26 protein-coding genes and 1 other annotated feature are annotated in these 26,637 nt (G+C 49.0%); of the genes, 19 read left to right on the top strand and 7 right to left on the bottom strand.

The window, feature by feature from the left end; translation table 11 throughout:
• The first annotated feature begins 464 nt into the window (after positions 1-464).
• The gene (locus tag DPQ25_RS10850) at positions 465-1,802 is read left to right on the top strand and encodes a GH39 family glycosyl hydrolase (protein ID WP_177577013.1); all 1,338 of its coding nucleotides are present in this window, start codon (positions 465-467) and stop codon (positions 1,800-1,802) included.
• Positions 1,803-1,990: 188 nt separating this feature from the next.
• A complete protein-coding gene (locus tag DPQ25_RS10845; RefSeq protein ID WP_177577011.1) occupies positions 1,991-2,668 on the top strand; it encodes an HAD hydrolase-like protein in 678 nt (225 codons plus the stop codon).
• Positions 2,669-2,993: 325 nt separating this feature from the next.
• On the opposite strand, the gene DPQ25_RS10840 is transcribed toward DPQ25_RS10845, so the two are convergent.
• The gene (locus DPQ25_RS10840; protein WP_112333203.1) at positions 2,994-3,554 is read right to left on the bottom strand and encodes a chromate transporter; all 561 of its coding nucleotides are present in this window, start codon (positions 3,552-3,554) and stop codon (positions 2,994-2,996) included.
• Positions 3,547-4,128, bottom strand: a complete 582-nt coding sequence (locus tag DPQ25_RS10835) for a chromate transporter (RefSeq protein ID WP_112333202.1) — start codon at positions 4,126-4,128, stop codon at positions 3,547-3,549. The genes DPQ25_RS10840 and DPQ25_RS10835 overlap by 8 nt, the downstream gene beginning before the upstream one ends.
• A gap of 100 nt (positions 4,129-4,228) precedes the next feature.
• On the opposite strand from DPQ25_RS10835, the gene DPQ25_RS10830 reads away from it, so the two are divergent.
• From DPQ25_RS10830 to DPQ25_RS10805, 6 genes are all read left to right on the top strand, one after another.
• Positions 4,229-5,134: a LysR family transcriptional regulator gene (locus tag DPQ25_RS10830; RefSeq protein WP_177577009.1), complete on the top strand. Its 906-nt coding sequence runs from the start codon at positions 4,229-4,231 to the stop codon at positions 5,132-5,134.
• Between the two features lie 88 nt (positions 5,135-5,222).
• Positions 5,223-6,299: a uroporphyrinogen decarboxylase family protein gene (locus tag DPQ25_RS10825; RefSeq protein WP_242978305.1), complete on the top strand. Its 1,077-nt coding sequence runs from the start codon at positions 5,223-5,225 to the stop codon at positions 6,297-6,299.
• A 234-nt stretch (positions 6,300-6,533) separates the two neighbouring features.
• Positions 6,534-7,322 carry a sugar phosphate isomerase/epimerase family protein gene (locus tag DPQ25_RS10820; RefSeq protein ID WP_242978302.1) on the top strand — a complete coding sequence of 263 codons (789 nt, stop codon included), beginning with the start codon at positions 6,534-6,536 and terminating at the stop codon, positions 7,320-7,322.
• A 47-nt stretch (positions 7,323-7,369) separates the two neighbouring features.
• On the top strand, positions 7,370-7,825 hold the full coding sequence (nrdR, locus tag DPQ25_RS10815; RefSeq protein ID WP_112333199.1) for a transcriptional regulator NrdR: 456 nt from the start codon (positions 7,370-7,372) through the stop codon (positions 7,823-7,825).
• Positions 7,826-7,960: 135 nt separating this feature from the next.
• The gene (locus DPQ25_RS10810; protein WP_112333198.1) at positions 7,961-8,416 is read left to right on the top strand and encodes a hypothetical protein; all 456 of its coding nucleotides are present in this window, start codon (positions 7,961-7,963) and stop codon (positions 8,414-8,416) included.
• On the top strand, positions 8,413-9,015 hold the full coding sequence (locus DPQ25_RS10805) for a site-2 protease family protein (RefSeq protein WP_112333197.1): 603 nt from the start codon (positions 8,413-8,415) through the stop codon (positions 9,013-9,015). Before DPQ25_RS10810 ends, DPQ25_RS10805 begins: the two co-directional genes overlap by 4 nt.
• 31 nt (positions 9,016-9,046) lie before the next feature.
• On the opposite strand, the gene DPQ25_RS10800 is transcribed toward DPQ25_RS10805, so the two are convergent.
• The 3 genes from DPQ25_RS10800 to DPQ25_RS10790 form a co-directional block, all read right to left on the bottom strand.
• Positions 9,047-9,925, bottom strand: a complete 879-nt coding sequence (locus DPQ25_RS10800; RefSeq protein ID WP_112333196.1) for an XRE family transcriptional regulator — start codon at positions 9,923-9,925, stop codon at positions 9,047-9,049.
• 144 nt (positions 9,926-10,069) lie between these two features.
• On the bottom strand, positions 10,070-11,086 hold the full coding sequence (locus tag DPQ25_RS10795) for a PLP-dependent cysteine synthase family protein (protein ID WP_112333195.1): 1,017 nt from the start codon (positions 11,084-11,086) through the stop codon (positions 10,070-10,072).
• Between the two features lie 165 nt (positions 11,087-11,251).
• Positions 11,252-11,968, bottom strand: coding sequence for a metallophosphoesterase family protein (locus DPQ25_RS10790; RefSeq protein ID WP_112333194.1), 717 nt, complete (start codon positions 11,966-11,968; stop codon positions 11,252-11,254).
• 674 nt (positions 11,969-12,642) lie between these two features.
• On the opposite strand from DPQ25_RS10790, the gene DPQ25_RS10785 reads away from it, so the two are divergent.
• The 11 genes from DPQ25_RS10785 to DPQ25_RS10735 all read left to right on the top strand — a co-directional run bounded on the left by DPQ25_RS10785 (position 12,643) and on the right by DPQ25_RS10735 (position 23,796).
• The gene (locus DPQ25_RS10785) at positions 12,643-14,319 is read left to right on the top strand and encodes a Na/Pi cotransporter family protein (protein WP_112333193.1); all 1,677 of its coding nucleotides are present in this window, start codon (positions 12,643-12,645) and stop codon (positions 14,317-14,319) included.
• A 61-nt stretch (positions 14,320-14,380) separates the two neighbouring features.
• Positions 14,381-14,636, top strand: a binding site (T-box leader).
• A gap of 79 nt (positions 14,637-14,715) precedes the next feature.
• Complete coding sequence (locus DPQ25_RS10780) at positions 14,716-17,343, top strand: valine--tRNA ligase (RefSeq protein WP_112333192.1); 2,628 nt, start codon at positions 14,716-14,718, stop codon at positions 17,341-17,343.
• A gap of 41 nt (positions 17,344-17,384) precedes the next feature.
• Complete coding sequence (locus DPQ25_RS10775) at positions 17,385-18,689, top strand: bifunctional folylpolyglutamate synthase/dihydrofolate synthase (RefSeq protein ID WP_112333191.1); 1,305 nt, start codon at positions 17,385-17,387, stop codon at positions 18,687-18,689.
• A 199-nt stretch (positions 18,690-18,888) separates the two neighbouring features.
• Positions 18,889-19,212 (top strand): STAS domain-containing protein, encoded by a 324-nt coding sequence (locus tag DPQ25_RS10770; RefSeq protein WP_112333190.1) that lies wholly within the window; start codon positions 18,889-18,891, stop codon positions 19,210-19,212.
• Positions 19,209-19,664 carry an anti-sigma F factor gene (spoIIAB, locus tag DPQ25_RS10765; RefSeq protein WP_112333189.1) on the top strand — a complete coding sequence of 152 codons (456 nt, stop codon included), beginning with the start codon at positions 19,209-19,211 and terminating at the stop codon, positions 19,662-19,664. The genes DPQ25_RS10770 and spoIIAB overlap by 4 nt, the downstream gene beginning before the upstream one ends.
• The gene (locus DPQ25_RS10760) at positions 19,657-20,313 is read left to right on the top strand and encodes a sigma-70 family RNA polymerase sigma factor (RefSeq protein WP_112333188.1); all 657 of its coding nucleotides are present in this window, start codon (positions 19,657-19,659) and stop codon (positions 20,311-20,313) included. Before spoIIAB ends, DPQ25_RS10760 begins: the two co-directional genes overlap by 8 nt.
• 232 nt (positions 20,314-20,545) lie before the next feature.
• Positions 20,546-21,748: a hypothetical protein gene (locus DPQ25_RS10755; protein ID WP_112333187.1), complete on the top strand. Its 1,203-nt coding sequence runs from the start codon at positions 20,546-20,548 to the stop codon at positions 21,746-21,748.
• Positions 21,749-21,750: 2 nt separating this feature from the next.
• Positions 21,751-22,185, top strand: coding sequence for a hypothetical protein (locus DPQ25_RS10750; protein ID WP_112333186.1), 435 nt, complete (start codon positions 21,751-21,753; stop codon positions 22,183-22,185).
• 135 nt (positions 22,186-22,320) lie between these two features.
• Positions 22,321-22,779, top strand: coding sequence for a hypothetical protein (locus DPQ25_RS10745; protein ID WP_112333185.1), 459 nt, complete (start codon positions 22,321-22,323; stop codon positions 22,777-22,779).
• Positions 22,780-22,837: 58 nt separating this feature from the next.
• Positions 22,838-23,335, top strand: a complete 498-nt coding sequence (locus DPQ25_RS10740; protein ID WP_146740557.1) for a hypothetical protein — start codon at positions 22,838-22,840, stop codon at positions 23,333-23,335.
• A gap of 17 nt (positions 23,336-23,352) precedes the next feature.
• Positions 23,353-23,796 (top strand): hypothetical protein, encoded by a 444-nt coding sequence (locus DPQ25_RS10735; RefSeq protein ID WP_112333183.1) that lies wholly within the window; start codon positions 23,353-23,355, stop codon positions 23,794-23,796.
• A 191-nt stretch (positions 23,797-23,987) separates the two neighbouring features.
• On the opposite strand, the gene DPQ25_RS10730 is transcribed toward DPQ25_RS10735, so the two are convergent.
• Positions 23,988-24,968 (bottom strand): serine hydrolase, encoded by a 981-nt coding sequence (locus DPQ25_RS10730; protein WP_242978301.1) that lies wholly within the window; start codon positions 24,966-24,968, stop codon positions 23,988-23,990.
• A 262-nt stretch (positions 24,969-25,230) separates the two neighbouring features.
• Positions 25,231-26,151 (bottom strand): homoserine O-acetyltransferase MetA, encoded by a 921-nt coding sequence (metA, locus tag DPQ25_RS10725; RefSeq protein ID WP_112333181.1) that lies wholly within the window; start codon positions 26,149-26,151, stop codon positions 25,231-25,233.
• Between the last annotated feature and the right edge of the window lie 486 nt (positions 26,152-26,637).

Here is a 26,637-nt window from a genome sequence, read left to right as displayed (position 1 = left end):
TGCCTATATTTTCCCGCAATATTTGACTAAAAACCGAAAATGATCCTCCTTCCATTTTAGATTCAATCAAGCTGTACGGTTTGATTGTGAATAAAATACACTATCAGTATAAAATCGTTTATTTTATTTGTCAAACATTATCATATGAGGAAAAAGTACAGATACCGCTATTTTTCAACATAATAAGACGCAGTATTTTTGAACCCTTTCTTTTTAAATGTTTAACCCGCAAATTTCGACTGGATTTGCACAGTGCTTTGAGCCCCAGGGGCAAACCGTCAAATGAGGCGCGCATAAAACTAGAGGCTGTGCCAAACCTTCACCGCCGGCTTTTGTGAGCCGAACAAACGTGTTAGCTCTGTGAGCCAAAACGATTTTTATTGACAATACAACGTCTCAATGCTATAACCTAAGCAAAGCCAACCGGTGAGTGGGTTTAGATGATTGAGCGGAGGAGTATTTTTATGGAGCAGAAGATTAAGGTGGATTTTACTAAACAAACGGGAAAGATTAAGCCCATGCATGCGGTGAACAATGTTCCCTGCATGCCCTATGACACCCATGAAAACAATTTGTTTGCCAAGCTTCAGGAAGCCGGGGTTCCATATGGAAGGCTGCATGATACCGGCGGACGGTTTGGCGGGGCGCATTTTGTGGATATTGAAAATATCTTTCCGGATTTTGACGCGGATGAGACAGAACCGGCCTCCTATGACTTTGCCTTTACAGACCGGCTCTTGGAGGAAATGGTTAAATATGGGATAGAGCCCTTTTTCCGTCTGGGCGCGACTATTGAAAACTTCCACTTTTTAAGGGCCTACCACATCTATCCGCCGAAGGACTTCCATAAATGGGCCCGCATTTGTGCGGGTATTGTCCGCCATTATAATGAGGGTTGGGCCGGCGGCTACCACTTTGGCATCCGGTACTGGGAAATTTGGAATGAACCGGACAACACGCCGGATGTGGAGGATAATCCCATGTGGAAGGGAACGCCGGAGCAATTCTTTGAAATGTATGATATTACCGCCAGGCATTTGAAGGCACTGTTCCCCAGCATTCGGGTGGGCGGTTACGGTTCCTGCGGTTTTTATGCCATCAATACCGACAGCTTTATCAGAGATGCGCATTCCAGCCCCAGGGTCGGCTATTTTATAGACTTTATGGATCGTTTTCTGGAGTATTGCCAAAAAAATGGCACTGTGCTAGATTTCTTTTCCTGGCATAGTTATGCAGATGTGGAGGATAATGTGCGCTATGCCGCCTATGCGAGAAAAAAGCTGGAGCAGTACGGCTATGGCGGCGTGGAAATATTCCTGAATGAATGGAACCCGGGCATTGCGGAAAAGGGGCGCCTGCGGGACGCCGCCAATATCGCGGCGGGGATGTGCGCGCTGCAAAAGACCTCCACGGATATGTGCATGTATTACGATGCTCAAATCACTTCCACCTATTGCGGCCTGTTCAATTTTACTACGCATGATGTCTATAAAGCGTATTATGCCTTTTTCGGTTTTCATAAGCTCTACCAGCTTAGCAATGAAGCTTTCAGCGAGACGGGCGCGGAGAACGTTTATGTATGTGCGGCGGTAGATGGTTTCAAAGGCGGTGTCCTGCTGGTGAATAGAAATATGGAGGAATGCAGGTTTAGTTTGGCGGTCAAAGGCGCGAACCCTGACGAAGCTGTGTGTTATGCAGTGGACGAAGCGCACGACTTTGAACGAATTTCCTGGCCGGGCAGCACGATTACCATGCAGGGAAATGCGTTGTGGTATGTAGAATTTAAGGTAAAGGAATCCTGAAAATGGTAAAAGCAGGTCGAAAATGATTGCGGCAAGACTTTTCATTTAAGCGATGGGCCGTGGCCCTGCCTTGTTAAACTTCAGTTCAATCCACTGCTTGTGTGTGGAAAAGAGAGAATAAATATGTTATAATGAATCCAATACACGGATCGCAAAATATTTTACTAATTTTTTCAGGAGGATATTGCATGGCCTTATCTGCCGTATTATTTGACCTGGATGGGACGCTCATTGATACCTCGCCGGGAATTTTTAAGTGTGTTAACAAGACCTTGGAAGAGATGCATTTTCCGACCTTGGGTGAGGAGCTTCTGGGCAGATATGTGGGGCCGCCGATTTACGACGCTTTCCGGTCGGTTTCGGGCCTGGCGGCTGCGGATGCACAGGAAGCGGAGCGGCGCTACCGTAAGGAATACGCCGTCACCGGCGTCCATGAGGTACGGTTTTACCCGGGAATACGCGAATTGGTCGCTCTGCTGCATGCGGAGGGAGTCAAGCTGGGCGTCAGCACCCTAAAAAGAGAGAATATGGCATTGATTGGCCTGCGGGAGTTTGGCGTGCTGGAATATTTTGACTGTGTGACTGGTACGCAAGAAGGAACAAAACGGACAAAGGCGGATATTATACGCCTTACGCTGGAGCAGTTGGGCGGTATACGCCCGGAAGAGGCAGTGCTGATTGGCGACACTTCTTATGACGCTGTGGGGGCGCAGGAAGCAGGTGTGAAGTTTATGGCCGTCAGCTTTGGGTTTGGCTTTAAAAATGAGAAGGATTTAGCGGGCTATCCCAATATCGGCCTGGCACATTCCGCGGAAGAGGCGGCCCTGCTGCTGCGGCGGAATGGACTTGCCCAGGCGCTGATATAAGCCGCGGATTACGGCGGTCTATGTGATTTGGCTACAAACAAAGGCGATACGGAAAGTCACCTTTCTGCATCGCCTTTGTTCATGTCTTTAAGTTTTTTGAAGACGGCGCAAAGACTTCCCGGTAAGTGTATGAGGGGGTGCCAGGCGCGGCAGGAAAATGTCCGCAAAACCATAGAATGCGCATTTCAAGAGCGGAACAAGACCGCAAAGGCTTATATGGTTGCAGTATAACGGGTTTACTGCCCGCTCCGCGGGCAACGCGTGGAAGCTTGCTTGGCGCTGTGCTTTTGAGATAGCTTTTAACAGGGAAGCCGCCGGTTGTTCATTAATATAAAAATAATCCTGCAACCCCGGTAAGCAGCATGGCGGGAATAGGACTGATTTTTTTTCGGTGCAGTAAGAAAAGCGCGGCTGAAAATAGGGCGACAGCCATCCAGTTTAAGGGGATAGCTGTGCCGAAATTCAGATCCGAGGTCCCGCAAAAGGTCAGCAATAAAATGGTAGCGGCGGCAGAGGCAATCAGCCCGAGTGATGCGGATTTCAACCCCTTTAGCGTTTCGGAAACATAAAGAGAGCCCTGATGGCGCTGAAAGAAGCGAAACAGCAGGACTGCCAGGACAACGCCGGAAATAACGCAGCCGAAGGTGGCAACCAGGGCGCCGGGAATACCGGCAATTTGGATGCCGACGAAAGTTGAGGTGTTCACCGCAATAGGGCCGGGCGTCATCTGTGAAATGGTAATAATATCGGTAAAGGTTTTCTCAGTCAGCCACCCATGCTGGTGAACAACCTGCTCCTGAATCGCGGGCATGACAGCATAGCCTCCGCCAATGCTGAACAGTCCAATTTGAAAAAAGGCAAGAAAAAGTGCGATTAGCTTATTCAAGCGTGTTGCCCCCTTTCCAACGCCGTACATAAACGCGGAGCAGGCACAGCGCGGCACAGGCCAGTAAAATAAAGGCAACATTGACCTGTAGGATAAAATTAGCAGCGAAGGCGCAGGGCGCCATAATGGTAAAAAGCCAGGACTTTTCACGGATTATGGTACGGAACATATCGATGATTAATTCCACAATCACGGCGGCAACGCCTGCCTGCATGCCGAGCAATATTTTGGCCACAATTTCATTGCTGCTGAAGGATTGATAACATACGGATAAAATGGATAAAATCACTAATGGCGGCAGAACGGCGGCCGTGCAGCTGACTAGCACGCCGAGAACGCCTGCGGTTCGGTAACCGGCCAGCGCGGAAAGGTTCATGGCAATCGCCCCGGGAGTAGACTGTGCGACCGCCGCCATGTTTAGCAGATCCTCCTCAGAGAACAGATGTTTTTTCTCTACGTAGTATTTGCGGATCATCGGCACAACAACATATCCGCCGCCAAAGGTGAAAGTGCTGATGAACAGGTTTACCCCAAACAGCCAAGGGTAGAGTAAGCGCTTTTTTTGAGTTCGCATGTGCATTCCTCCTTGTTTACAGTATAGCACTTGCAAATTGATTATAAAAATTATATCTTTTAATAAGAAACATGAATCTAATTCATAAGGGGGCTTTGTGGTGACACTACGCCATTTGGTTGTTTTTAAAGCTGTTTTTGAAGAGCTCCATTTTACTAGGGCGGCGGAAAGACTGTACCTGACCCAGTCTGCCGTTTCACATGCTATTAAAGATCTCGAGGAGGAAACCGGCACTGTTTTATTTGAACGCAGGGGGCGGGAGATGGCTCCGACATCCTATGCCGTCCGTTTTTGGGAACAGGCCTCCGGAATTGTGGAGCAGTACGAGCACCTCAATAGGACCATAAAACACCTTCAGGAGGAAACGCCGCTGCGTATTGCCTCCTGCATTACCATGGCCTGCTATTGGCTGCCCGGGGTCTTATGTGCATTTACCCAACGGCTGCCTCAAATACCGGTAAATGTTACGGTGGCAAGCGCTACTCAGGTAACGGAGCTGCTGCGGACGGGGAAAACCGACCTGGCCCTGCTGGAGGGGGCCAGGCCAAATGGGAGCTTTGGCTTTGAAACCTTCTCCGCCTATACCTTGAAGGTGGCTTGCGCCCCGGATTATTGCTTCCAGGCGGGACAGCCCGGGAGCCCCGAAGAATTGGCTGTAGAACGCTTGCTGCTGCGGGAACGCGGCAGTGCAATTCGCGACACCCTGGACAGCTTTTTTCTGCTGAACGGCATAACCCTGCAGCCCTTGTGGACAAGTGTAAATTCCACGGCGTTGGTTCAGGCCGCCAAGGCCGGACTGGGTATCACGGTGCTGCCGGACGTGCTGATCCAGGGAGAAGTATGCAGGGGAACACTGAAGCTGCTGCCGGTTACAGGCTTTTCTCTGCAAAATGAAATTTTTGCGGCTTGGAATGAGCCAAAGCATTTTACAGAGCCGCTGCAAACTTTTCTGGATTGTATCCGCGACGACCCGCCCTCCGAGGAAGGAGCGGAAGCAGCCCTGTAGACGGTGTGAGAACAAGCTCTTGAATCTTACCGGGAATAAAGCTATAATGCTATCAAAGACAAAACGAGGTCTTATGGGAGGAATTGCTGTGGTGCTTTTAAAGAAATATGAGTTTCAGCCGGATTATCGAAATATTGTCATGGCAGCCAACAACCAATGGGCGCCCCGATTACCGCTGTACGAGCATGCTGTTGGAGCGAAAGTGATTTTTGAGACCGTGGGGACCAGGCCCTTTGACAAGATGTTTTCAAAGGACATGGCAGAAAGCAGGCAAGGCTTTCGAGAGTATTGGGATTTCTGGCGACAAATGGGATATGATACAGCTTCTATGGAGTTTTGCCTTTGCGGGGTATTGGTCGGCGGCGGAGCCCTAGGGGAACACAAGGACGGTTGTATTAAAAATCGTGCGGATTTTGAACGGTACCCCTGGAAGGATATTCCCCGTTTGTATTTTGAAGCCTATGCGCCTTATATCCGTAATTTTGCAGAGGCCTGTCCCCCAGAAATGCGCGCGATAGGCGGAGTTGGAAATGGGCTTTTTGAGACGGTGCAAGACCTTGTCGGCTATATGGACCTGTGCTATATCAAGGGAGACGATGAGGAACTTTTTGAAGATATTTTTAAGGCGATGGGGGATGTGCAGTATCGGATTTGGGAACGCTTTATAGAGGAGTTTTCAGATGTTTTCTGTGTGCTGCGATTTGGCGACGACCTGGGCTTCAATACCATGACGCTGATTTCAACAGATGATATCCGTAAAAATATTATTCCCCAGTATCGTCGGATTACGGACAAGGTTCACGCTATGGGTAAGCCGTTTTTGCTGCATTCATGCGGTAATCTGTTTGCTGTTTTTGACGAGCTGATTGACGGGGCAAAAATCGATGCCAAGCATTCGAATGAGGACGGCATCGCGCATTTCAGTACATGGGTGGAACGGTATGGAGATCGCATCGGAAATTTTGGCGGGATTGACACGGATGTTCTCTGCCGCTATCCGGAGACTTATATCAAGGACTACATTTTGGACTGTCTGGATAAGGTTCAAGAGCGGGGTGGTATTGCGTTCAGCTCCGGAAATTCCATCCCTGATTATGTGCCGGCAGAGGGCTATTTGGCGATGATTGATACCATACGCGCCTGGCGCCAAGACCATCGGTTATGAGAAAATAGGGAGCAGGAGGCAGCGTGATCCCTGCCTTTCCTGCCGCCTCATAAGCCGGCGGCTTTTAAATGGTCCCACAGCCGTGGGGCTTTTCCGCGCCTTTTAGACAACCGGAAATGGCAATGGCTTTTCGAGACAAAAATTGGCACGATGGCGGCCTCGTCAGTGGTGCGGTATGGCAATGCGTTTGGCTCGATAAAATAAATTGGAAAGAAAGTGTATAGAGGAGTACAGATGATCGGAATTTCTACGGCTTGCTTATATCCGCTGGAAACTGAAAATGCGCTGGATAGGCTCCTGCAATTGGGCTTCCGGCGTTTTGAGGTATTCTTAAACTCTTTTTCTGAGCTTGAGAAGCCCTATCTTCAGACGCAGAAGCGGATTTTGGACGGCTGCGGTGCAGCCGTCCGCTCTATTCATCCCTTTACCTCCGGATTCGAGAGCTTTTTGCTTTTTTCCGACTATATTCGCCGGTTTCATGACGGAGAGGAGTTTTATAAGCGGTACTTTGAGGCGGCCGCTGAATTGGGGGCTTCTATTGTGGTGCTGCACGGGCAGAAGAAGGTTAGTAAAAGCCTGACTGAAGAGCAGTATTTTGAGCGCTATGAAAAATTGTATCAGTTGGGGCGGCGGTACCACATAACGCTGGCACAGGAGAATGTCAATCTATATCGCAGCGAGTCTCCTGATTTTATCCGGCGCATGCGCTGTCAGCTGGGAGAAAGCTGCGCCTTTGTTTTGGATATTAAGCAGTCCTTTCGGGCGGGGAGCGACCCCTTTGTAATGGCAGAGGCTATGGCGGACCGGTTGGTGCATGTTCACCTCAATGATAGAGACGGGCAGGAGGACTGTTTGCTGCCGGGGAGGGGAAGCGTGCCCTATCAGTACTTTTTTAATCAGCTTCAGCAAATGGGTTACAGCGGTGATTATATCATAGAAGTGTACCGGAAAAACTTCAATAAACTGTCAGAATTGGTTGAAGCGGCGTGTTTTTTGAAAAGTTTTTCTTGCATATCTGGGTAATTATGGTATATTCTTTATTTATAAGATGAAGGAAGAGGTGATTGGCGTTGAAGTGTCCGTATTGTTCTTATGAAGAAAGCAAGGTTATCGACTCCAGGCCAACGGACGAGGGTGAACGTATTCGCCGTAGAAGAGAATGCCTGAAATGCGGAAAAAGATTTACAACCTATGAAATTATAGAAACAGTTCCGGTTATCGTTATTAAAAAGGATGGATCCCGCGAGGCCTTTGACCGTGATAAATTGCTCCGCGGCTTGTTGCGGGCCTGCGAGAAGAGGCCGGTGCCGCTGAATCTCCTGGAGGAAGCGGTGGATGATATTCAAAATACACTTCAAAATACGCTGGATCGCGAGGTTTCTTCCAGCCGGATCGGCGAGTATGCAATGGAAAAGCTGAAAAGTATTGATGAGGTGGCTTATGTGCGTTTTGCCTCTGTATACCGCCAGTTTAAGGATATTAATACTTTTATGGAAGAACTCACCCGCATCATGAAAAATAAATAAAAAGAAGATACAGCAGCTTCCATACAATACGGGAGGCTGCTGCTTTTATGTTAATTGCTGAACGGAGTTTCCGCGGTTCTGTTTGGGACAACTTCCTCATATATTGGTAGTGCTAAGAAAAAGGAGGTTTGTAAGATGAGGTTGTTCCAGGAAGATGCAGATGAAAGCTTGCAAGAAATGCCGCAGGCGGCGTCCTATGAACATAGGGTAGGAAAAGTAAAGCTGGAGAGCACCCGGCGAAAAGAGCGCAAAATCAGTGAACGCCTTTTAACCATTGTTCAGGTTTCTGTCTGCGGAGTACTGCTGCTGGCGGCGCTTGTGGTGAAGCTGCTGGGTGGGGATGCATACCAGGCGGTAAAGGATTGGTATTATCAGACCTTGAATCAGAGTATTGTTGCGCAGGAGCAGCTTGACGGTGTCCGCCAGGCCGTTTGGTCGCTGTTTCCACCCAGTTCATCAGTTAGTTCGCCGGACTCATCCATAACCGAGAGCAGTCAGGGTGGCGCAGCGGCCTCGGCTGCTTCAACAGTCCCGGAAACGTCTGGCGTACCCTCCGAGGAAAATTCCGCAACGGAGAGCCCGGCCCCATGAATTTTACTATAAGGGGTTTTCGCCTGCATATCAGCTTCTTTTTTTTGGCGGCATTGACCTTTTTACTGCTTACAGACCGGGACGGTGTAGCGCTGTATGGCTTATTGGCGGCTATGATTCATGAGAGCGGGCATTTACTAGCTATGCTTTTACTGAGAACACCGCCTGCAGAGCTGAGGCTGTGCCCCTTTGGTATTGAGATTGTCAAAAGGGAGAGCCGGGCGAACCATTATATTGAGGATGCGGTGATTTCTCTCGCGGGTCCCTGCGCCAATGCGGTGGCCTGCGCGGTATTCCTTAGCCTTGGGCAGGGGGAAAATGTATTTTTTGCTGCTAATTTTCTGTTAGCGGTGTTAAATTTGCTGCCGATAGAGCCTTTAGACGGCGGGCAAACGCTGTTTGCCTTTTTATGCTTACGCCACCCCTTGGAAACAGCTGGTAAGGTGATTGAGGTTGTTTCCTTTTTCACGCTGTTGCCGCTTTCTGTTTTAGGCTTTGTCGTCTTGTTCCGCTCCCAGCATAACTTTTCCTTGCTGTTGGCTGCTTGTTATATGATGGCTCTTTTAATGCTGAAAAAGGGGCGCTGCTATCAGGCTTAGAGCTTTTTAGAAAAGGGAGGCCCCTGCGGCCCTATAACCGGCCGTGCATTTTACGATAGTAAAATATAAAGGAAATGAGCGCGGGGAGCCCCACCCAGGTAATGACAGCGAAGAGCGTAACCGCTTCAAAGTTCCCAATGGTTATTGCGCCCGCAATGTAGAGGAGCGCAATCGGGAACGCTGTAAAGCCAAGCACGCGATGCGCGATATTCCAGGTATCCTCGTCCTGAACGGTCCACGGCAGGCGGAGGCCCGTATGCCTGTTAAACGGCAGCCTGGGAGAGACTATCCCTGAAAAGATCATGACAACAGAAACGATTGACATGGCCAATAGCTTCTCGTTGCCGTCCGGTATTTCAATGACATGAAGCCCGGTTAAAACAGCAATGGCGATGCCTGTCAACAAAAGGGCGGCATCGAATAGGGTTGTCGCCTTCAGCGCTCGGATTTTCAGGTCACTTGTTGTAATACTGGTAAGCAGGGCAAGGTTGCGGTATAAAATAAGCAATGCTGAGACAAGGCATATACCGATGAGGACGATGGAAACAATGGGGTGCTTTACCGCAAGGGCAAGGAGCATCGCGGTAAAGCATAATAAAAGAATAAATCCCCTCTTTTTGTTTGCCAGTCTGAGGTTGCGCTCTCTGCCGGCCTTTTCGGCAAGGAGTGCATTGGCCCTGGCCAGTTCCTCGGTTATATCTTCAACGGAGGGGCTGGGCTCAACTCCAAGAATCTCATTTACGGAAACATGAAACAATTCCGCCATTTTAATGACGATTTCAGCATCTGGAACAGAGAGCCCCGTTTCCCATTTTGAAACAGTTTGCCTGACAACCGAGAGCCGGACAGCCAGCTGCTCCTGACTCATACCCGCATTCTTTCTCAGCCTTTTAATGCGATCTTCAATCATGAAAATGCCTCCTTTACCAGCTATTATACTGATTGGCGACGGTTAATCAAGCAACGAAAATTAACATTCATCGTTTCTAATCAAAAAGGTTTCCAGCCGTCTTTTTCAGAGGCTGGAAACCTTTTTGATTGGGGCTCCTCTATGCTATTGGCGGAAGGAATAGGCTCTTACCCCCAATAGCTCAACTAAAGGAGCGAGGTCCCCGTCTTTTTCATTCTGATGGCAGGAGTAGTCTGTGGACAGATATTTTTTATTATCGTCGGCAAAAACGGTTGTAAGGATGCCGCCGCCCAGCTTTTCCTGTGCGAGGATGCAGCCAAGGAAATTTGCGCCGGAAGAAACACCCACGCCAATGCCGAGCTTTTGTGAAAGGAGGCGCGCCATATTAATGGCATCTCCATCGTCTACAGAGAGTATATCATCCAGGCTGGCGCCTTTGACAATATCGGGAATAAATTCATCGGAAATACCGTAAATTCTATGTGCGCCGGTACGGTAGCCGGTGGAGAGCGTCGGGGAATTAGACGGCTCCAGCGGAAAAATTTTGCAGGAGCTGTTTGCTTGCTTCAGCCGCCGCCCAGTGCCGACGACGGTTCCGCCTGTACCTACTCCGGCCACAAATCCATCGGCCCGCAGGCCAAGCCGCTCTAATTGTACGGCAATTTCTTCACCGGTGGAAAAATAGTGCGCCTCGACGTTGTCACCGTTGGAGAACTGCCGTGGCAGGAATACGCCGCCCGCCCGTGCAAGTTCCTCCGTCATTTGAATAGAGCCGAGGAAACCGCCCTGTTCATGGGAGACAAGCCGGACGGTAGCGCCATAGCTTTCCATCAGCCGGATCCTTTCCTGGCTCATCCAGTCCGGCATATAGATGACGACCTCGTGCCCGAGGTAGCTTCCAACCGCGGAAAAAGAAATTCCAGTATTTCCGCTGGTTGCCTCCGCAATTCTGTCGCCGGGGTGAATAGTGCCGTTCAGATAGGCCTTTTTTAAAATATGGTACGCGACGCGATCTTTTATACTTCCCGTCAGGTTGTAGTATTCGGCCTTGGCATATATCTTCCGCTCCTGACCGCCAAACCGGAAAGAAATCTCCAGCAGCGGAGTGCCGCCGACCAGGGAGGAAATGCCTTGTAAACGCTGTAGTATGTTCTGCTCCATAAAATATCTCCTCTATTCTCAGGGATGCACCGGGCGGGGAATAAAATAGTCATAAAAAATTAGGGGGCTTAATTTCCGTAACCTTTATCATACATCTTTGTGAAATCAATGTCAATGTTTCTGCATGGATGAACGCCCGCTTACTTCAGTCCAGCGGCTTTGCTCCTATTTTATTCCGTAGAAGATATGCTTGATACTATCCGCGCAGGGATAGTTTATTTTGTCAATTTCATCGATTACCTTTTGGACATCATAGGGAACAGCGATAAAATCCATAGCGGCGTGCTCGTTGTCTACGGTCAGGATGCCGCCCCTGGCGATATTCCGCGTTGCCGACGGGCAGCCGAGAGGGCCGCAGTTTAAATATTTTTTTCTGCCTGTTTCATAGGAAATTTGCCTGTGGTCATGGCCAAAAAGGGTAATGCTGCTATTAATGCCACCCAACAAACGGCTGAAATCGTTGGCCTGTAAATGGCCGGTCAAGGGGTAGTATTCATTTCTGTTATTCATAGGGTAATGCAGCACAGTGATGGTTACGGCCTCGATTTCAAGATCGATGCGGGCAGGCAGTGCGGTGATAAAATCTTTTGCGGGCTTGGAGAGTTTTTCTCTTTCCCATTGGTGATAGGCGATTTCTTCCGCATCCATTTGTTCCTGTTCGGGAATACCCTCGCTTAAATAGCGGTCATGGTTTCCGCTAACGGCAATTAAACCCGGAATGCACATGACCTTATCAACTGTTTGCTGGGGAAAGGGGCCGATTCCAACAATGTCCCCACAGCATATTATTTCCTCGCATTGGGCTGCGTCAAACACATTCAAGACAGCCTCAAGGGCGACAGCATTATTATGAATGTCAGTCATGACGCCTATTTTTTTCATAACATGGGTCCTTTCATAACAAGGATAAGACAATCCGTTTTGCGGGGATTATTATATCATATTTTTTACCGCTTCACCAGCTTGTTTTACGCGGAAGGCGCGGACCGGTTTAGTGAGATGTCCGCGGCGCTCCTGCCGGCAATACGGACAGGGCGGCAGGAAGGCAGTATAGACCGTGGAGGTTTTACAAAACAAAAAGGCATATGGAAAGCTTTCCGCGCATGAGCCCGGGCCGGTACTGCCCAAAAGACAGGCAGAGGCAGCCGGGCTGCCGCAAAGCCCTTTGAATTAATACACAGTGGCTACAGGCGGAGGACTGTGCCTGCAAAGGAACGCTGCTGCCGGGTTTATACAGGGTCCCGTAAAAAGACAAGCTGCTCCACGTTTGGAATAAAGCCTTATAAAATTGTGCGCTAAAAATTGGAGAATTTTAACCGGAAATTAAGATCCTTTAATAGAAAAACGCCTAGAATCACAAAATCAATTTATTATTTATTAAATATATAATATTGATTTACTATGATTTTGACCCAAGGGGAAGATTGAAATTAAAGATATTTATTTCTAAATAAGAATTATATACAAGGGGATATACGGTATTATTTTATCGAAAAAGAATGCTCTGTATCAATAAGAATTTATGATTAAAACAAAATTACTTAGGAATGGTGTTTATGACGCTGGAAAATGTAATGACACTCTTGTGCGGCCTGGGGCTTTTTCTGTACGGCATGAAGCTGATGGGCGAAGGGTTGGAGCTGGCTGCCGGCTCCAAATTGAAGAATCTGGTTGAGCGCCTGACGACAAATAAATACATGGGGGCGTTGATCGGCCTGCTGGTGACGGCGGTTATTCAGAGCTCTTCGGCGACCACGGTCATGGTGGTCGGCTTTGTAAATGCTGGCATCATGCAGCTGGGCCAAGCCGTCGGGGTGATTATGGGCGCTAATATTGGCACGACGGTGACGGGCTTTATGATTGCAATCAAGCTGAACCAAATCGCCCCGTTGGCTATTTTTACAGGCGTCGTGATAATGATGTTCTGTAAGAAAAATTTTCAAAAGCATATTGGGCAGATCATCACGGGGTTCGGCATCCTATTCTTCGGCATGACGCTGATGAGCACGGCCATGGAGCCGCTCAGTGAATCAGAGCTCTTTATTAATCTGGTCTCCCAGCTGCAAAACCCATTTCTGGGCCTGCTGGTGGGCATGGTATTTACCGCCATTATTCAGAGCTCTTCAGCCTCAATCGGCGTCCTGCAGGCGCTGGCGGCAAGCGGTGTCACAACCTTAAACACCTCTGTTTTCGTCATTTACGGGCAGAACATAGGCACCTGCATTACGGCCCTGCTCTCGTGTATCGGCACGACGAAAACGGCAAAGCGTACGGCTGCGGTACACTTGCTGTTCAACGTCATCGGCGCAGCGCTCTTTACGGTGCTGACCATCTGCCTGCCGCTTGTCTCATGGGTGCAGATGCTGTTCCCCGATAATGTCATGATGCAGATATCGTTTATCCATATTCTGTTCAATGTAATAACGACGGCGATTTTGCTGCCGCTGAGCAACTATCTGGTAAAGCTTGCCTGTACGATTATTCCTGGTGAGGATAAGAAGGTAGAAGCCATGAGCCTTCACTACTTGGACCCCCGTATCCTCCAAACTCCGCCGATTGCCGTTGCGCAGGTCTTAAAAGAGGTGGAGCGGATGGGCACATTGGCGCAGGGGAACTTTAACCGTTCCATGGAGGCCCTGTTGGAAAAGGATCCTGCAAAAATACAGGAGATTGCGGAAACGGAAGGAATCATCAATTATCTGAATCAACAGGTTACGGAGTATTTGGTTAAAATAAATGCGCTGGATCTGGAGGACAATGACCGCGATGTCGTCGGGGCCTTGTTCCATGTAGTCAACGATTATGAACGTGTCGGCGACCACAGCGAGAACATCGCGGAGCAGGCGCAGATCTTGATCGGCGGCAAGGCGGATTTAAGCCCATTAGCCACGCAGGAGCTGCAGGCGATGCGGAAGGCTGTTACAGAGATTTTAAACGACGCCTACAAGCTATTTATTACTGGCAGCGGTGACCATGAGTTGGCCTTTAAGGTCAATAATGAGGAGGAATATATAGACACGGAGACCGATCGCTTGAAGGATGAGCACATCGAGCGGCTGAATAGCGGAGCGTGCTCCGCACAGTCCGGAGCAGTTTACAACGATGTATTGATAAACCTGGAAAGAATTGCCGACCATGCGACGAATATTGCCTTTTCCCTCCAGAATACTAAGCATAAGCCCATTCGTACGGGCGTGAAGAAAGAGCCGTATCAGCCGGAAGCATCCGTATGATTACGGGCTTGACAAAAGAATGCACGTGTGTATATACTATATATAAAATTTAAGGTTTTATTTAAGGGCTGTGAAGGGAAAAAGACAGAAGAGTCCGGCATAGAAAGAGAGCTGGTGGCCGGTGAAAACCAGATGCCCCTTTTCTGTGAATGAGTCGTCCCGGAGCCGCCTGCCCGAGGAAAGTCTTTTTATTAGGGTAGGCCGTCTGGCCGCGTTACAGGCTGTATCCTTATTTTGAGGAGCTGGAGGGGGGCTGTGTGAGCAGCGTCCGAAGACGGGTGGTACCGCGAACCGTTGCTGTTGGTTTCGTCCCGCGTACGAGTAGCATTGTACGCGGGATTTTTGTATTTACGGCGGGGGAACACCCGGCATGATTGAGGAAAGAGGGGCTTAATGATGAGTAAGGAATTGGCAAAAACCTATGACCCGCAGGAGGTAGAGGATCGGATTTATGACTTTTGGCTGCAGGGCGGCTATTTTCACGCAGAGCGTGACCCGGAGAAAAAGCCATATACAATTGTGATTCCGCCGCCGAATATTACCGGGCAGCTGCACATGGGGCATGCTCTGGATGAAACGCTGCAGGATATTTTGATCCGTTGGCGCCGTATGCAGGGCTATGCGGCTTTGTGGCTGCCGGGCACGGACCATGCCTCTATTGCGACAGAGGCGAAGATCGTGGAGATGCTGCGTAAGGAGGGCGTTGACAAGCAGGCGTTGGGCCGCGAAGCGTTTTTGGAAAAGGCTTGGGAGTGGAAGGCTCAGTACGGCGGGCGCATTGTCGAGCAGCTAAAAAAGCTGGGTTCTTCCTGCGACTGGGAACGTGAGCGCTTTACGCTGGATGAAGGCTGCAGCCGTGCTGTGCGTGAGGTTTTTGTCCGCCTGTACGAAAAAGGGCTGATCTACCGCGGCGAGCGAATCATCAACTGGTGTCCGCACTGCCGGACCTCCATTTCCGATGCTGAGGTGGAATTTGAGGAAAAGAACGGCCATTTCTGGCACCTCCGTTACCCGTTTAAGGACGGTTCAGGCTACCTGGAGCTGGCGACTACCCGTCCGGAAACCATGCTGGGCGACACGGCTGTTGCAGTTCACCCGGAAGATGAGCGCTATCAGTCCCTGATTGGAAAAATGCTTGTCCTGCCGTTAGTGGGCCGGGAAATTCCGGTCATCGCGGATGAATATGTGGAACAGGACTTTGGAACAGGCGTCGTGAAGATTACGCCGGCACATGACCCGAATGACTTTGAGGTTGGGCTGCGCCATCAGCTGGAAGTCATCAACGTCATGAATGAGGATGGCACCATCAATGAGAACGGCGGAGCTTACCAGGGAATGGAGGCGCTCGATGCCCGGAAGGCGATTGTCAAGGCGCTGGAAGAACAGGGTTATTTGATTAAGGTGGAGGATATCCGCCACAATGTCGGCACCTGTTACCGCTGCGGCACGGTTGTTGAACCGCGTGTGTCCAAGCAATGGTTTGTAAAAATGGAGCCGCTTGCAAAGCCGGCGGTTGAAGTGGTAAAGGAAAAGAAGATCCGCTTTATTCCGGAACGGATGGAGAAAACCTACTTTAACTGGATGGATAATATCAAGGACTGGTGCATTTCCCGCCAGCTGTGGTGGGGACACCGGATTCCGGCTTGGTACTGCCCGTCCTGCGGCGAGACGGTGGTGGCAAAAGAGACGCCGGAGTGCTGCCCGCACTGCGGCTGTGCGGATTTAAGGCAGGACGAGGACACGCTCGACACCTGGTTCAGTTCCGCTCTTTGGCCCTTCTCGACCCTGGGGTGGCCGGAACAGACGGAGGACCTGGCCTACTTCTACCCCACTAACACCCTGGTGACGGGTTATGATATTATTTTTTTCTGGGTGGCAAGAATGATCTTCTCTGGGCTGGAACACATGGGCCAGGCGCCGTTTGATACGGTGTTCTTTCATGGCCTGGTCCGGGATGCACAAGGGCGTAAAATGAGTAAGTCGCTGGGGAACGGCATCGATCCGCTTGAGGTCATTGCTCAATACGGTGCAGACGCATTGCGGTTTACGCTGATTACCGGCATCAGCCCGGGCAACGACACCCGGTTTTCCACCGAAAAGGTAGAGTCCAGCCGGAATTTCGCCAACAAAATCTGGAATGCCTCGCGGTTTATTCTGATGAATATTGACGGCCATGATGTTCCGAACAGTCTGCCGGTTGAGCTTTCCATGGAAGACCAATGGATTCTGGATTCCTTCAACCGCGTGGTGGGTGAGGTCAACGAAAATCTGGAGCATTTTGAGCTCGGCATTGCGGCGCAGAAGCTGTATGATTTTATCTGGGACCAGTTCTGCGACTGGTATATCGAATTGGCGAAAATCCGCCTGAACGGTGAAGACAAGGCCGCGGCGCAGCAGGTACGCCAGGTTTTGGTTTGGGTGATGTCGCGAACACTGGCGCTGCTGCATCCCTTTATGCCCTATATTACCGAGGAAATCTGGCAGGCGCTGCCGCATGAGGGTGAGGCCCTGGTCACTGCAGCCTATCCTTCTTACAGGGAGGAGCTTGTTTTTACAGAAAAGGCGCAGCAGATGGAAAGTATTATGAATGCGGTGCGTGCCGTTCGGAACCGCCGCAGCGAGATGAACGTGCCGCCGAGCAGAAAAACAATGCTCTACATTGCTTCTGCCAGGCCGGAGCTGTTTATAGCCGGCAGGGCGATTTTCCAGCGCCTGGCTTATGCAACCGGCATCGAGGCGGGAACAGCCTTTGATCTTCCGGGCGCTGTGACCATTGTTACCCCGGATGCGCAGATTTTTATTCCCATGGAGGAGCTGGTGGACAGGGAGGCGGAGATCAAGCGCCTGACGAAGGAACTGGAAAGCGCGCAAAAGCAGTATGCGACAGCGGAGGCCAAGCTGAATAATGAGAAATTTACCGGCAAAGCGCCCGCAAATGTTGTAGAAGGGGTACGCCAAAATGCGGAAAAGCTGAAGGAGCATATTGCGCTGCTTCAGTCCGGCATAGAGGCGCTGACGAAATAAATGAGTTTTGTAAAAGCCCTTACGGCTTTGGGAGGTTTCTTTTGACATACGAGGAAGCGGTCCATACGGTTGATTCCCTCCAGCGCTTTGTCCGGCGTCCGGGGCTGGAGCGCATCGAACGTTTATTGGCGGAGATGGGAAATCCCCATAAAGCGCTGCGCTTTGTGCACGTTGCCGGAACAAACGGGAAGGGCTCTGTCTCGGAGATGATTGCCAAGGTGCTGGAAAGGGCCGGTTACCGGACGGGGCTTTTTATCTCACCACACGTCACCGATTTTTGCGAGCGGATTCAAGTGAACGGTATTCCTATCCCGCACGGGGATTTGACAGAGCTGGTAGAGGAATATTTGCCGCTTATCAGAAGGCTGGAGGCATCCGGCATCCAGGTTACGGAGTTTGAGTGGATCACGGCGCTGGGCTTCGAATGGTTCCGGCGGCAGGATTGCCAGTTGGTTGTGCTGGAGGTAGGCCTCGGCGGACGTTTTGATGCGACTAATATCATAGACGCGCCGTTGGTTTCAGTCATCACCTCCATCTCGCTGGACCATACCGCTGTACTGGGGGATTCGATTGAGCAAATTGCCTTTGAGAAGTCCGGCATCATGAAACAAGGCGGCATCTGCGTCTGTTACCCCGACCAACCCCGTGCGGCGCTCAATATGCTGAAGATTACAGCCGAGGTGATGAAAAATCGCTTCGTCATTGCCGGTTTAAATGATTTAATGCTAGTAGAAGCCTCTATTGACGGTACGCAGCTGCTATGGAAAAACGGGATCCCGGTGCGCGTTGCCATGGCTGGAGAGCATCAGATGAAAAATGCGGCTACGGCGCTTTCTGTTATTGAGGAGCTCCGCGGCCTGGGCTGGCAGATTTCAGACCGGGCTGTCCAAGAGGGAATAGCGGCGGCTCGCCTGCCTGCAAGGCTGGAGGTGCTTTCCAGAAGCCCGGTCGTTTTATTGGACGGCGCCCATAATCCGGATGGAATCCGCGTTTTGGCAAGAGCTGTAAAAAAACAGGTCACGCATAAGCGAATTGTCGGTTTAACCGGGATGATGCGGGATAAGGACGTAGATTCGGCAGTCCGGGAGCTTGATGGCATTTTTTCCAGTGTTGTGACGGTTGCGCCGAACGGGCCGCGTGCGCTGCCGGCGGAGGAATTGGCGCAGTATTGGGAAAAACGGAGAATACCGGCCCAGCCGGCCGCCAATGTCGAAGAGGGGCTGCGGCTGGCACTTGTAAAGGCTGGGGGGGAACCGTTGTTAATCTGTGGCTCTTTATATTTGGCGGGCGATATAAGGCCGTTGGTTTTTCAGGAGTTAGAGCGAAAAAAGACGAAGGAAAACTGAGGGCTTGTCCCCTCTTTTCGCGGAAATATGCATGCTGGAACCTCTATCCTAGTGGATGGAGGTTCTTTTATTTTAGCCGTGTGACGATATTTACCGGTGTTTCTGTTTTGAATAAAAATAGGAATAATTTGGATAAATCTGCCCATACTAGCTTTTCTTTAATAATATTATTTTTTCATACGGACGAAGGAGGTTTTTCATGTCAGTGCAGCTTGTATTTAAGTCAGGAGAGCTCACCGCTTTACTGGAAGGAGAAATTGACCACCATACAGCCAGAGAGGTCCGTGAGGAAATCGACTCGGCGGCTTCACAGGTGAAGCCGCACACGCTCACATTGGATTTTTCCGGCGTACAGTTTATGGACAGCTCCGGTGTAGGTTTAATTTTAGGCCGCTATAAGCTGGTCAGCATGTGGGGCGGCCAGGTCTGCGTGGCTAACATGCCGGAAAAGTTGGAAAAAATCGTATCCATGGCAGGAATCCGGAATCTATGCACGATGGTAAAGGATGTGGAAGAAAAATGAGACAGAAGAAAAAAATCATTAATGAAATGGCGGTCTCTTTTCTCAGCTGTTCGTCCAATGAGGCCTTTGGGCGTGCAGCGGTGGCGGCCTTTGCCGCGCAGCTGGACCCAACCATTGATGAACTGAGCGATATTAAAACGGCGGTATCAGAGGCGGTGACCAATTGTATTATTCATGCTTACCGCGACACCCTTGGCACGGTATACATAACGGCAAAGCTGTTTGAAAACGGAGAGCTGCAGGTGAAAATACGCGATAAGGGCTGCGGCATTGAAAACGTAAAGCAGGCTATGGAGCCGCTGTTTACCACTGGGGGCGAGGAACGGGCCGGCTTGGGTTTTGCCGTCATGGATAGCTTTATGGATGGGCTGCGTGTAACCTCCCACCCGGGAAAGGGGACGACTGTTACCATGAGAAAACGCCTGGCCCGCCGTCCGGTGGCGCATGAGTAGCCGGGAAGAACGGATCAGCGAAAACCTGGGGCTGGTACATTCCTGCGCCCGTCGTTTCAAAGGGCGTGGCATTGAGTATGACGATCTTTTCCAAGCCGGCTGTGTTGGGCTGGTAAAGGCAGTCGATCATTTTGAGGAAGAGCGTGGGCTGTGCTTTTCAACCTATGCCGTCCCGGTTATTTTAGGTGAGATCCGCCGGCTTTTCCGCGACGGGGGAACCGTTAAGGTGGGCCGGACCTTAAAAGAGCTGTCGCTCAAGGCCTCTCGCGAAACGGCAAATTTTACCGAGCGGGAGGGCCGTCCGCCTTCGGTAGGGGAGCTGGCTGATATTTTGCAGGTGGAACCGGAGCTTGCAGCCCAGGCAATATGCGCAGGCCAGCAGCCGTTGTCGCTGACCGCGGATCCTGAGGAGGGCGGCGGGCAGGTAGATGTGCGCGTTGAAGGCGAAGAGGAAAATATTGCGGAGCTGCTTTCGCTGAAGGAGGCTGTTCGCAATCTGGAGGCCCGCGACCGCAGCATCATTTACTTTCGCTATATCAAAAGCAGAACTCAGACGGAGACTGCCAGCGAGCTTGGCATGACACAGGTGCAGGTTTCCCGGCGGGAAAAGGTTATTTTACGCAATTTAAGAGAACAGTTGACGGGGTGAAGCGGTAGTCCCGGCCAGGCTAATGGTGCTGGCCGGGACTATTTTGCATTTTCTTTAATCATTTTGTTGGCCAGGCTGGATAAAGGGGCGCCGGTTTGCAGGACAAGCATGTTGCTGCCGGTTTCATTTGAATTATATAAATATAATAAAAAATATCAATAAAGGGTTGAGTTTTAAAACAATAAGAGTATAATGAATGTGAGGAAGCTTGACTTATGAAAGGAGAATGAAAATGGCAAGGAGTTGGAAATCCAGACGTTTTTGGTCGGTCATTTTGGCGGTTGCGTTGTTCTTTTGCGTAGCGGCGCCGGTTTCGGCCACGGAACCGGAAAAAGCCGAGGAGACGGGAACGGCAGATTTTGTGGCGGCGGCAGAGGGCGAAATCGGTGGGTATGCGCTTTCCCCGGATTTTTCGGCCTTGGTGTTTTCTTCGATTCTGCCGCGGGCCGAGGCGGATGCCAGCTGTACCTGGAATGAGCGCACCCAGGTCGCGTCCTGTATTCCGACCTATGACCTGAGCGGGTCATTGAACGGCTGCGTGCTGAACCTGCAAACAGATGGCGCGGCAACCGGCTACATGGTGTACAGCTTCAGCGGCGCGGAGGCGTGCCTGGTGCAATTTGGCTACGACGGCGTTTACTGTGTACAGGGCGAAGCGCTGGAGGCGCCGCAGGCTGGTGAAAAAGTGCTGTTTGTCGGCCTGGACACTTATTTGAAAGAGAAAAACGGCAATTATTATGACCTGGCTTCCGGCACGGCGTTGCAGAAGGCCCAGCTGGCGGAAGCGCGGCTGCAGATGGCGGAGAGCGCCATGCGTACGGCGGAACTGGGGGAAAATCCTGCCGCGCTGCGTGCGGCGCGCTCCGCGGGACAGACCCGGCAGGTGGTTTATGAGGCGGTAGATGTCAAAAATTTATGGTACCCGGACTTTGTACCGTTTACCATGAATCAATTTTCGTATTATGATAAACATTGTACTCCTGTTGCCGGCTTGAATATGCTGAAATATTGGCAGACAAAGCGGGGGGTCAGCGGCCTGTATTCTTCTTACTATGCCCAGTCTTTTGCGCAACTGCACACTGAAATGAAAACTGATGATGGTACCAATTCACGGTTGGGGTTTGATGGAATGGGTAGCTATATCCGCAAATATGCCAGTACAAAATCGCTGGGCGATGATTATGAGGTTTCGACGGACTGGAACTGGCTGACCCATAACCTTAGCTGTAATTTTCCGTTGGTTTTTAACTCGCTTTTAGCCCATTATAATGGGAGCCCGGATGGTCATAGTTTTTTAGCTTTGGGCTATCAACGCTGCTCAGACGGAAATTATGTTCGTGTTTGTACAGGGTGGGACACGGGTCTTTCGCATTTTTATTATTGGCCTTGGGCCTATACCGACTTCATTAGTATGTGGTATTATAGGTGGGAGTGACGATGAAACGTATTATATGTTCCATACTTAGCTTTATTTTAATAGCTGGCTTAACATCCTGCGCGCCACGGGAAACTACGGTTGAAAAGCTGGTGGGTGTCAATTTTGACGAAGTAGATGCGATTAGATTTTTTAATGGAGACACAGGGAAGGAATATCTTTGCAGCGATTCAGAACAGGTGAAGGCCTTTTTGGATCAGTTTAAAGGGGTGAAGGTCCGCTTGCAGGATGACCAAAGTCCCCGGATGGGGGGAGGGATCAATGCGCATTTGTACAAAGACGGTAAAGAAATAGGGGTCTTTAGCTATACGAAGGGAAGGTTGGTGAACGATAGGGCTTTCTATGATCTTATCCCAGCATTCTCTCGTGAGGATTATAACAAATGGTACGATAAGATCAATGAGTTGGGCCAGCTGGCCCCCGGTGGTATTGAGTAAGAGTAGATAAAAATTAGCACGAGATTCAAGCTTCCTCATTGTTTATAAGCCGGAGGTGGATAGACTGCCCTTGGCTTGTTGTCGCAATTTATTACGAGGATCAAGACAATAAGCTGTTGAAGGGATGTGGCGCGCTTGCAGAATAGACTGAAGTTTGTTTCTGCTTTTCTTGCCTTCGTCGTTTTGTGGGCGTTTATGGCCGGTTGCAGTACAAAGGATTTGTCTGAGGTTGAGAAAACGCTGCGGGTGGACTTTGACAAGGTGGATAAAATTACGATTGGTCAGGGTGCGCGGTACGGAGAAATACATGACACCGCACGGATTAAGGCCCTCCTTGATGAATTCAAGAAATTTGCTATCGTGGAGGGAGAATCACACAACAGCAGCGGCGGCGAAGTAGGGTTAAGTTTCTATCAAGGGGAAAATCGGCTGGTGAGGATATCGATAGTCGGGGATACGCTGACGGTATACGGAGAACAGGAAAGTACCTATTATAAGCTCAAGGAAACATCGGAAAGCCTTAGTACAGATTCCTTCTTTTACCGGACCTTGGCGTTGCTGCGGGTTGCAGAGTATGGTATTCCTAGCGTTTAAGCGGCGCATGGGGCAGTGTTGCGTTTTGAGTTGGACAGCCAGAGTGGTGTTTGGTAAAATGGCACAAACAGGAGTGATAGCAGTGTCTGGACAGAAGAAGTCCATTATAACCATTGCCGTAGTTTTTGTTTTTGTGGCGGCAGGCGTTTTTTTACTGATTTCTCATAACAATGCTGCGGGTGAGCGAACCGTTGAACAAGTGCTTAGCTGCCGGCTAGATGAGATGGACGCAGTTTCCATACAGATTGGGGTGTATAAGCAGCAGTTCGACGACCCGGAGGAGCTTCGCCGTTTTGTAGAGCTGGTGCGGGAAATGAGGCTGAAGCCAGGAGAAGACCCGGAAAGAACAGGCGGGGGAATTTTGGTGAGTTTTCTGAAGGACGGCAAAGAGGAGGCAATATTCAATGTAGTGGGAGATTGCCTGTTGGTTAATCCCGATCAGCGTGGGACGGCATACTATCAAATTGCTCCAGAGAGTTTTAATGCGGCATGGTGGAACGCGCTCAACGAAAGGCCTGGCAAGCAACGAAGGGGATTGTTTGAGGAGAAGCACTGAGTGTTTTCTAAAAGGAAGTGGTAACGATAAAACGTCTATGCGTTTTAGTACTGGGGGCGTTTCTGCTTTTTGGCTTAACTTCCTGCACACCGCGGGAAACTACGGTTGAAAAGCTGGTGGGCGTCAATTTTGACGAAGTAGATGCGATTAGTTTTTTCAATGGTGACAGCGGGAAAGAATATCTTTGCAGCGATCCTGAACAGATAAGGGGCTTTTTGGATCAGTTTAAAGAGGTGAAGGTTTGCTTGCAGGATGACCAAAGCCCCCGGGCAGGGGAAGGGATAAATGTTCAGTTGTACCATGACAGTAAAATGATCGGTGAATTTAACTATTCTGAGGGAATGTTGGTGCAAGATAGAAGGTACTATACTATCACTCCTGAGTTCTCTCCCGACGATTACAGAAAATGGTGCGATAAGATCAATGAGCTGGGCCGGCTGGCCCCCGGTGGTATTGAGTAAGAGCAGATAAAAATTAGCACGAGCTTCAAGCTTCCTCATGGAATGGCCAGGCCGGGAGTAATGTTTTTTTGCTCCCGGCCTGGCCGCTTTTTCTTTTTGTTTTATAAATCAGTCAGTGTACCTAAATCATAGGGCGTTTACTGGTAGACGTAAAAACCTTCGGAAAGTACAAAAATTTACTGTAATCCCCCTTAATTACCTTTTAAATAGCCCGATTCATTTATTGTTTTTAAAATATAATTCACATCATCATACCGTGAAGAGTTCGACTGAGAACCCAGACTGCATATTAGAAATTCTTTTCCGTGCATTTTATAAAGTACCACTAAATTATAATCATCTGATAAAGAACCTGTTTTCACTCCAATCACGTTTTCGTTATAGTATTCCGAGGACGGGTCAAGAAAAGTGTTGGTGTTTTTCCAAGTCTGTGTAACCCCGTCTGGCAAAGTTGCCGTATAAGAGGTTTGAGATACAATTTCCCTGAACCATTGATTTTCCAGTAGCTTCTTTACAACTGCTTTCAAATCTACTACAGTTGTCCTTGCTCCTGTGTCGAAACCGCTGGGGTCGTATAAAACAGTGTCCTTATATCCCTGATTCTGCATATAGGTATTCAAATTCTTCATAAAACCGTTAATACGTTCGTTACTTGTTTTTGCTTCAGGGAAAAGGATCCCGCCGCAATAATCAGCTAATACATAAGACGCGTCGTTTCCAGACGGTACTAGCATTGCCGCAAACAGATTATGAATAGAATACTTTTTTGCTTCAATATTAGCAACTGAAGACCCTTCCTTTGTCAGTGCAAGCGCTTCTGGATTTGCCCAAATTACGTCCTCTAATTCTACAAAAGTTGAAGCATATTCAATAACATACAATTTTGCCAGGCTTGCAGGAAGCTGTTGTTCCTCTGGACATTTATATATAAAATCTTCATCATTTGAAAGATCTGTCATAATAAGTGATTTTGCATTATAGGAGTCTTTAAACTGACCGCCATTGAACGCTTCTTCAACTTTATCTTTTATCCCTCTTAAATTTTCAGATTTCAATGCCAACGGTATCAATAAAACTGCGACTATCGCCAAAACCGAAAACAGAAAAATAAATTTAATTTTTTTTCTTTTCTTCCTCATTTGTATTTTACCCTCTCTTTGCCGCTTGTCCACACGCCAACTACCCTCTATATTTAATTATATCGTATTTCTGTAATCTGCCACAATCATTATTTCGATACTGATATAACTATATAATTATTAGTAGCTCGATAACTATAAAATAAGAGGCTGCCATCTCACACTGCACCCTCCTATTATAAAAATATTCTTTATAATGAACTTATCCATAACCACAACTTCCGTACTCACAAATTTACGGGCTTGCCCGCTCTTATGATAAGTCCAATTTTCATATTGCCGCTGAGAATCCGCATTAAAACGGCGTTCCCAGCAAATCATATGGTGTAATCTGATAAACGTAATAATTCAGCCAATTGGAGAAGAGAAGCGCGCCATGGCTGCGCCAGGTAAATAATGGGGACTGGCTTGGGTCGTCGTTTGGAAAATAGTGGTAGGGGACGGTGGGGTTTAAACCCTTCTTGAGGTCCCTGTTATATTCATTGGCAAGGGTATTGCGGTCGTATTCCAGATGGCCGGTTACAAAAAACTGGCGTCCGTTTTTATTGGCGATAATGTGAACGCCTGCTAAATCAGAGTCCGTGAGGATTGTGAGCTCGGGATGCTGGTCGATATCCTCCCGGCGTACTTCGGTGTTGCGGCTGTGCGGAGAATAGAAGATGTCGTCAAAGCCTCGTACCAACGGATGAAATTCGTCCAAAACCCGGTGGGCAAAAATGCCGGATAGCTTTTGCGGCAAGGTATATTTGGGAATATTGAAATGATAGTAAAGGCCTGCTTGAGCACCCCAGCAAATGTGCATAACAGAATAGACATTGTGGCGGCTCCATTCCATAATTTCGCATAATTCCGGCCAATAATCTGCTTCTTCAAAGGGCATGTTTTCAATGGGGGCTCCGGTTATAATCATTCCGTCAAATTTTTCTGCTTTCAACTCGTCGAATGTTTGGTAAAATGTGTCCAGATGGGTTGCCGGAGTATGACGGCTCGTGTGTGTCGCCATTTGCAGCAGCTCAACATCAACCTGTAAAGGGGTATTGCTCAACATTCTCAAAAGCTGTGTTTCAGTTTCTATTTTAGTTGGCATCAAATTTAAAATAACAATCTTAAGAGGCCTAATGTCCTGTGAGATTGCCCTTTCATGCGTCATAACAAAAATATTTTCTTCTTCAAGAACTTTAATTGCAGGCAGTTGGGATTGAATCCGAATCGGCATATGACTTTTCCTCCAAGGTGATCTGTTAAAATAACGGAATGTTTTAAAGAATAACCGGTAATTTGTGCTAGGCCTAAACCGGTTACTCCGCCGTTCTAAAGGTAACATATCATTTTTTAAAGTAATACATATACAATTATAACAAAATGATGGCCAAACTGCAATGCTATTGGTGAATTTATGCTTTTTTGGTAAATTACAAAATAAATTTGCCAATAATGGTTGACAAGTTCTTAAGGGTGTGATAATATAGTAAACACTCTCCGGTGCGAAGTTAACGGTGAGTAAAACAGGACCTTGAAAATTAAACAACGAGAAGAGAGAAAAGGAACCCGTAAACAGTTTGAGAGTTTTCACTTGAGAGAGTGGAAGCGACCGGACAGGAAGAGGCGGAACTTCGGAAAAAAAGACCGCAAAAGAATACACGTTAGTGTATCGTGAGAAGAGCAGAACAAAGGCTCTGAAATGTGGTTTAAACACGAAAGT

Origin of the sequence: Hydrogeniiclostridium mannosilyticum (assembly GCF_003268275.1) — a bacterium.
Classification (GTDB): Bacteria; Bacillota; Clostridia; order Oscillospirales; family Acutalibacteraceae; genus Hydrogeniiclostridium; species Hydrogeniiclostridium mannosilyticum.
This window is presented reverse-complemented; position numbering and strand designations above follow the sequence as displayed.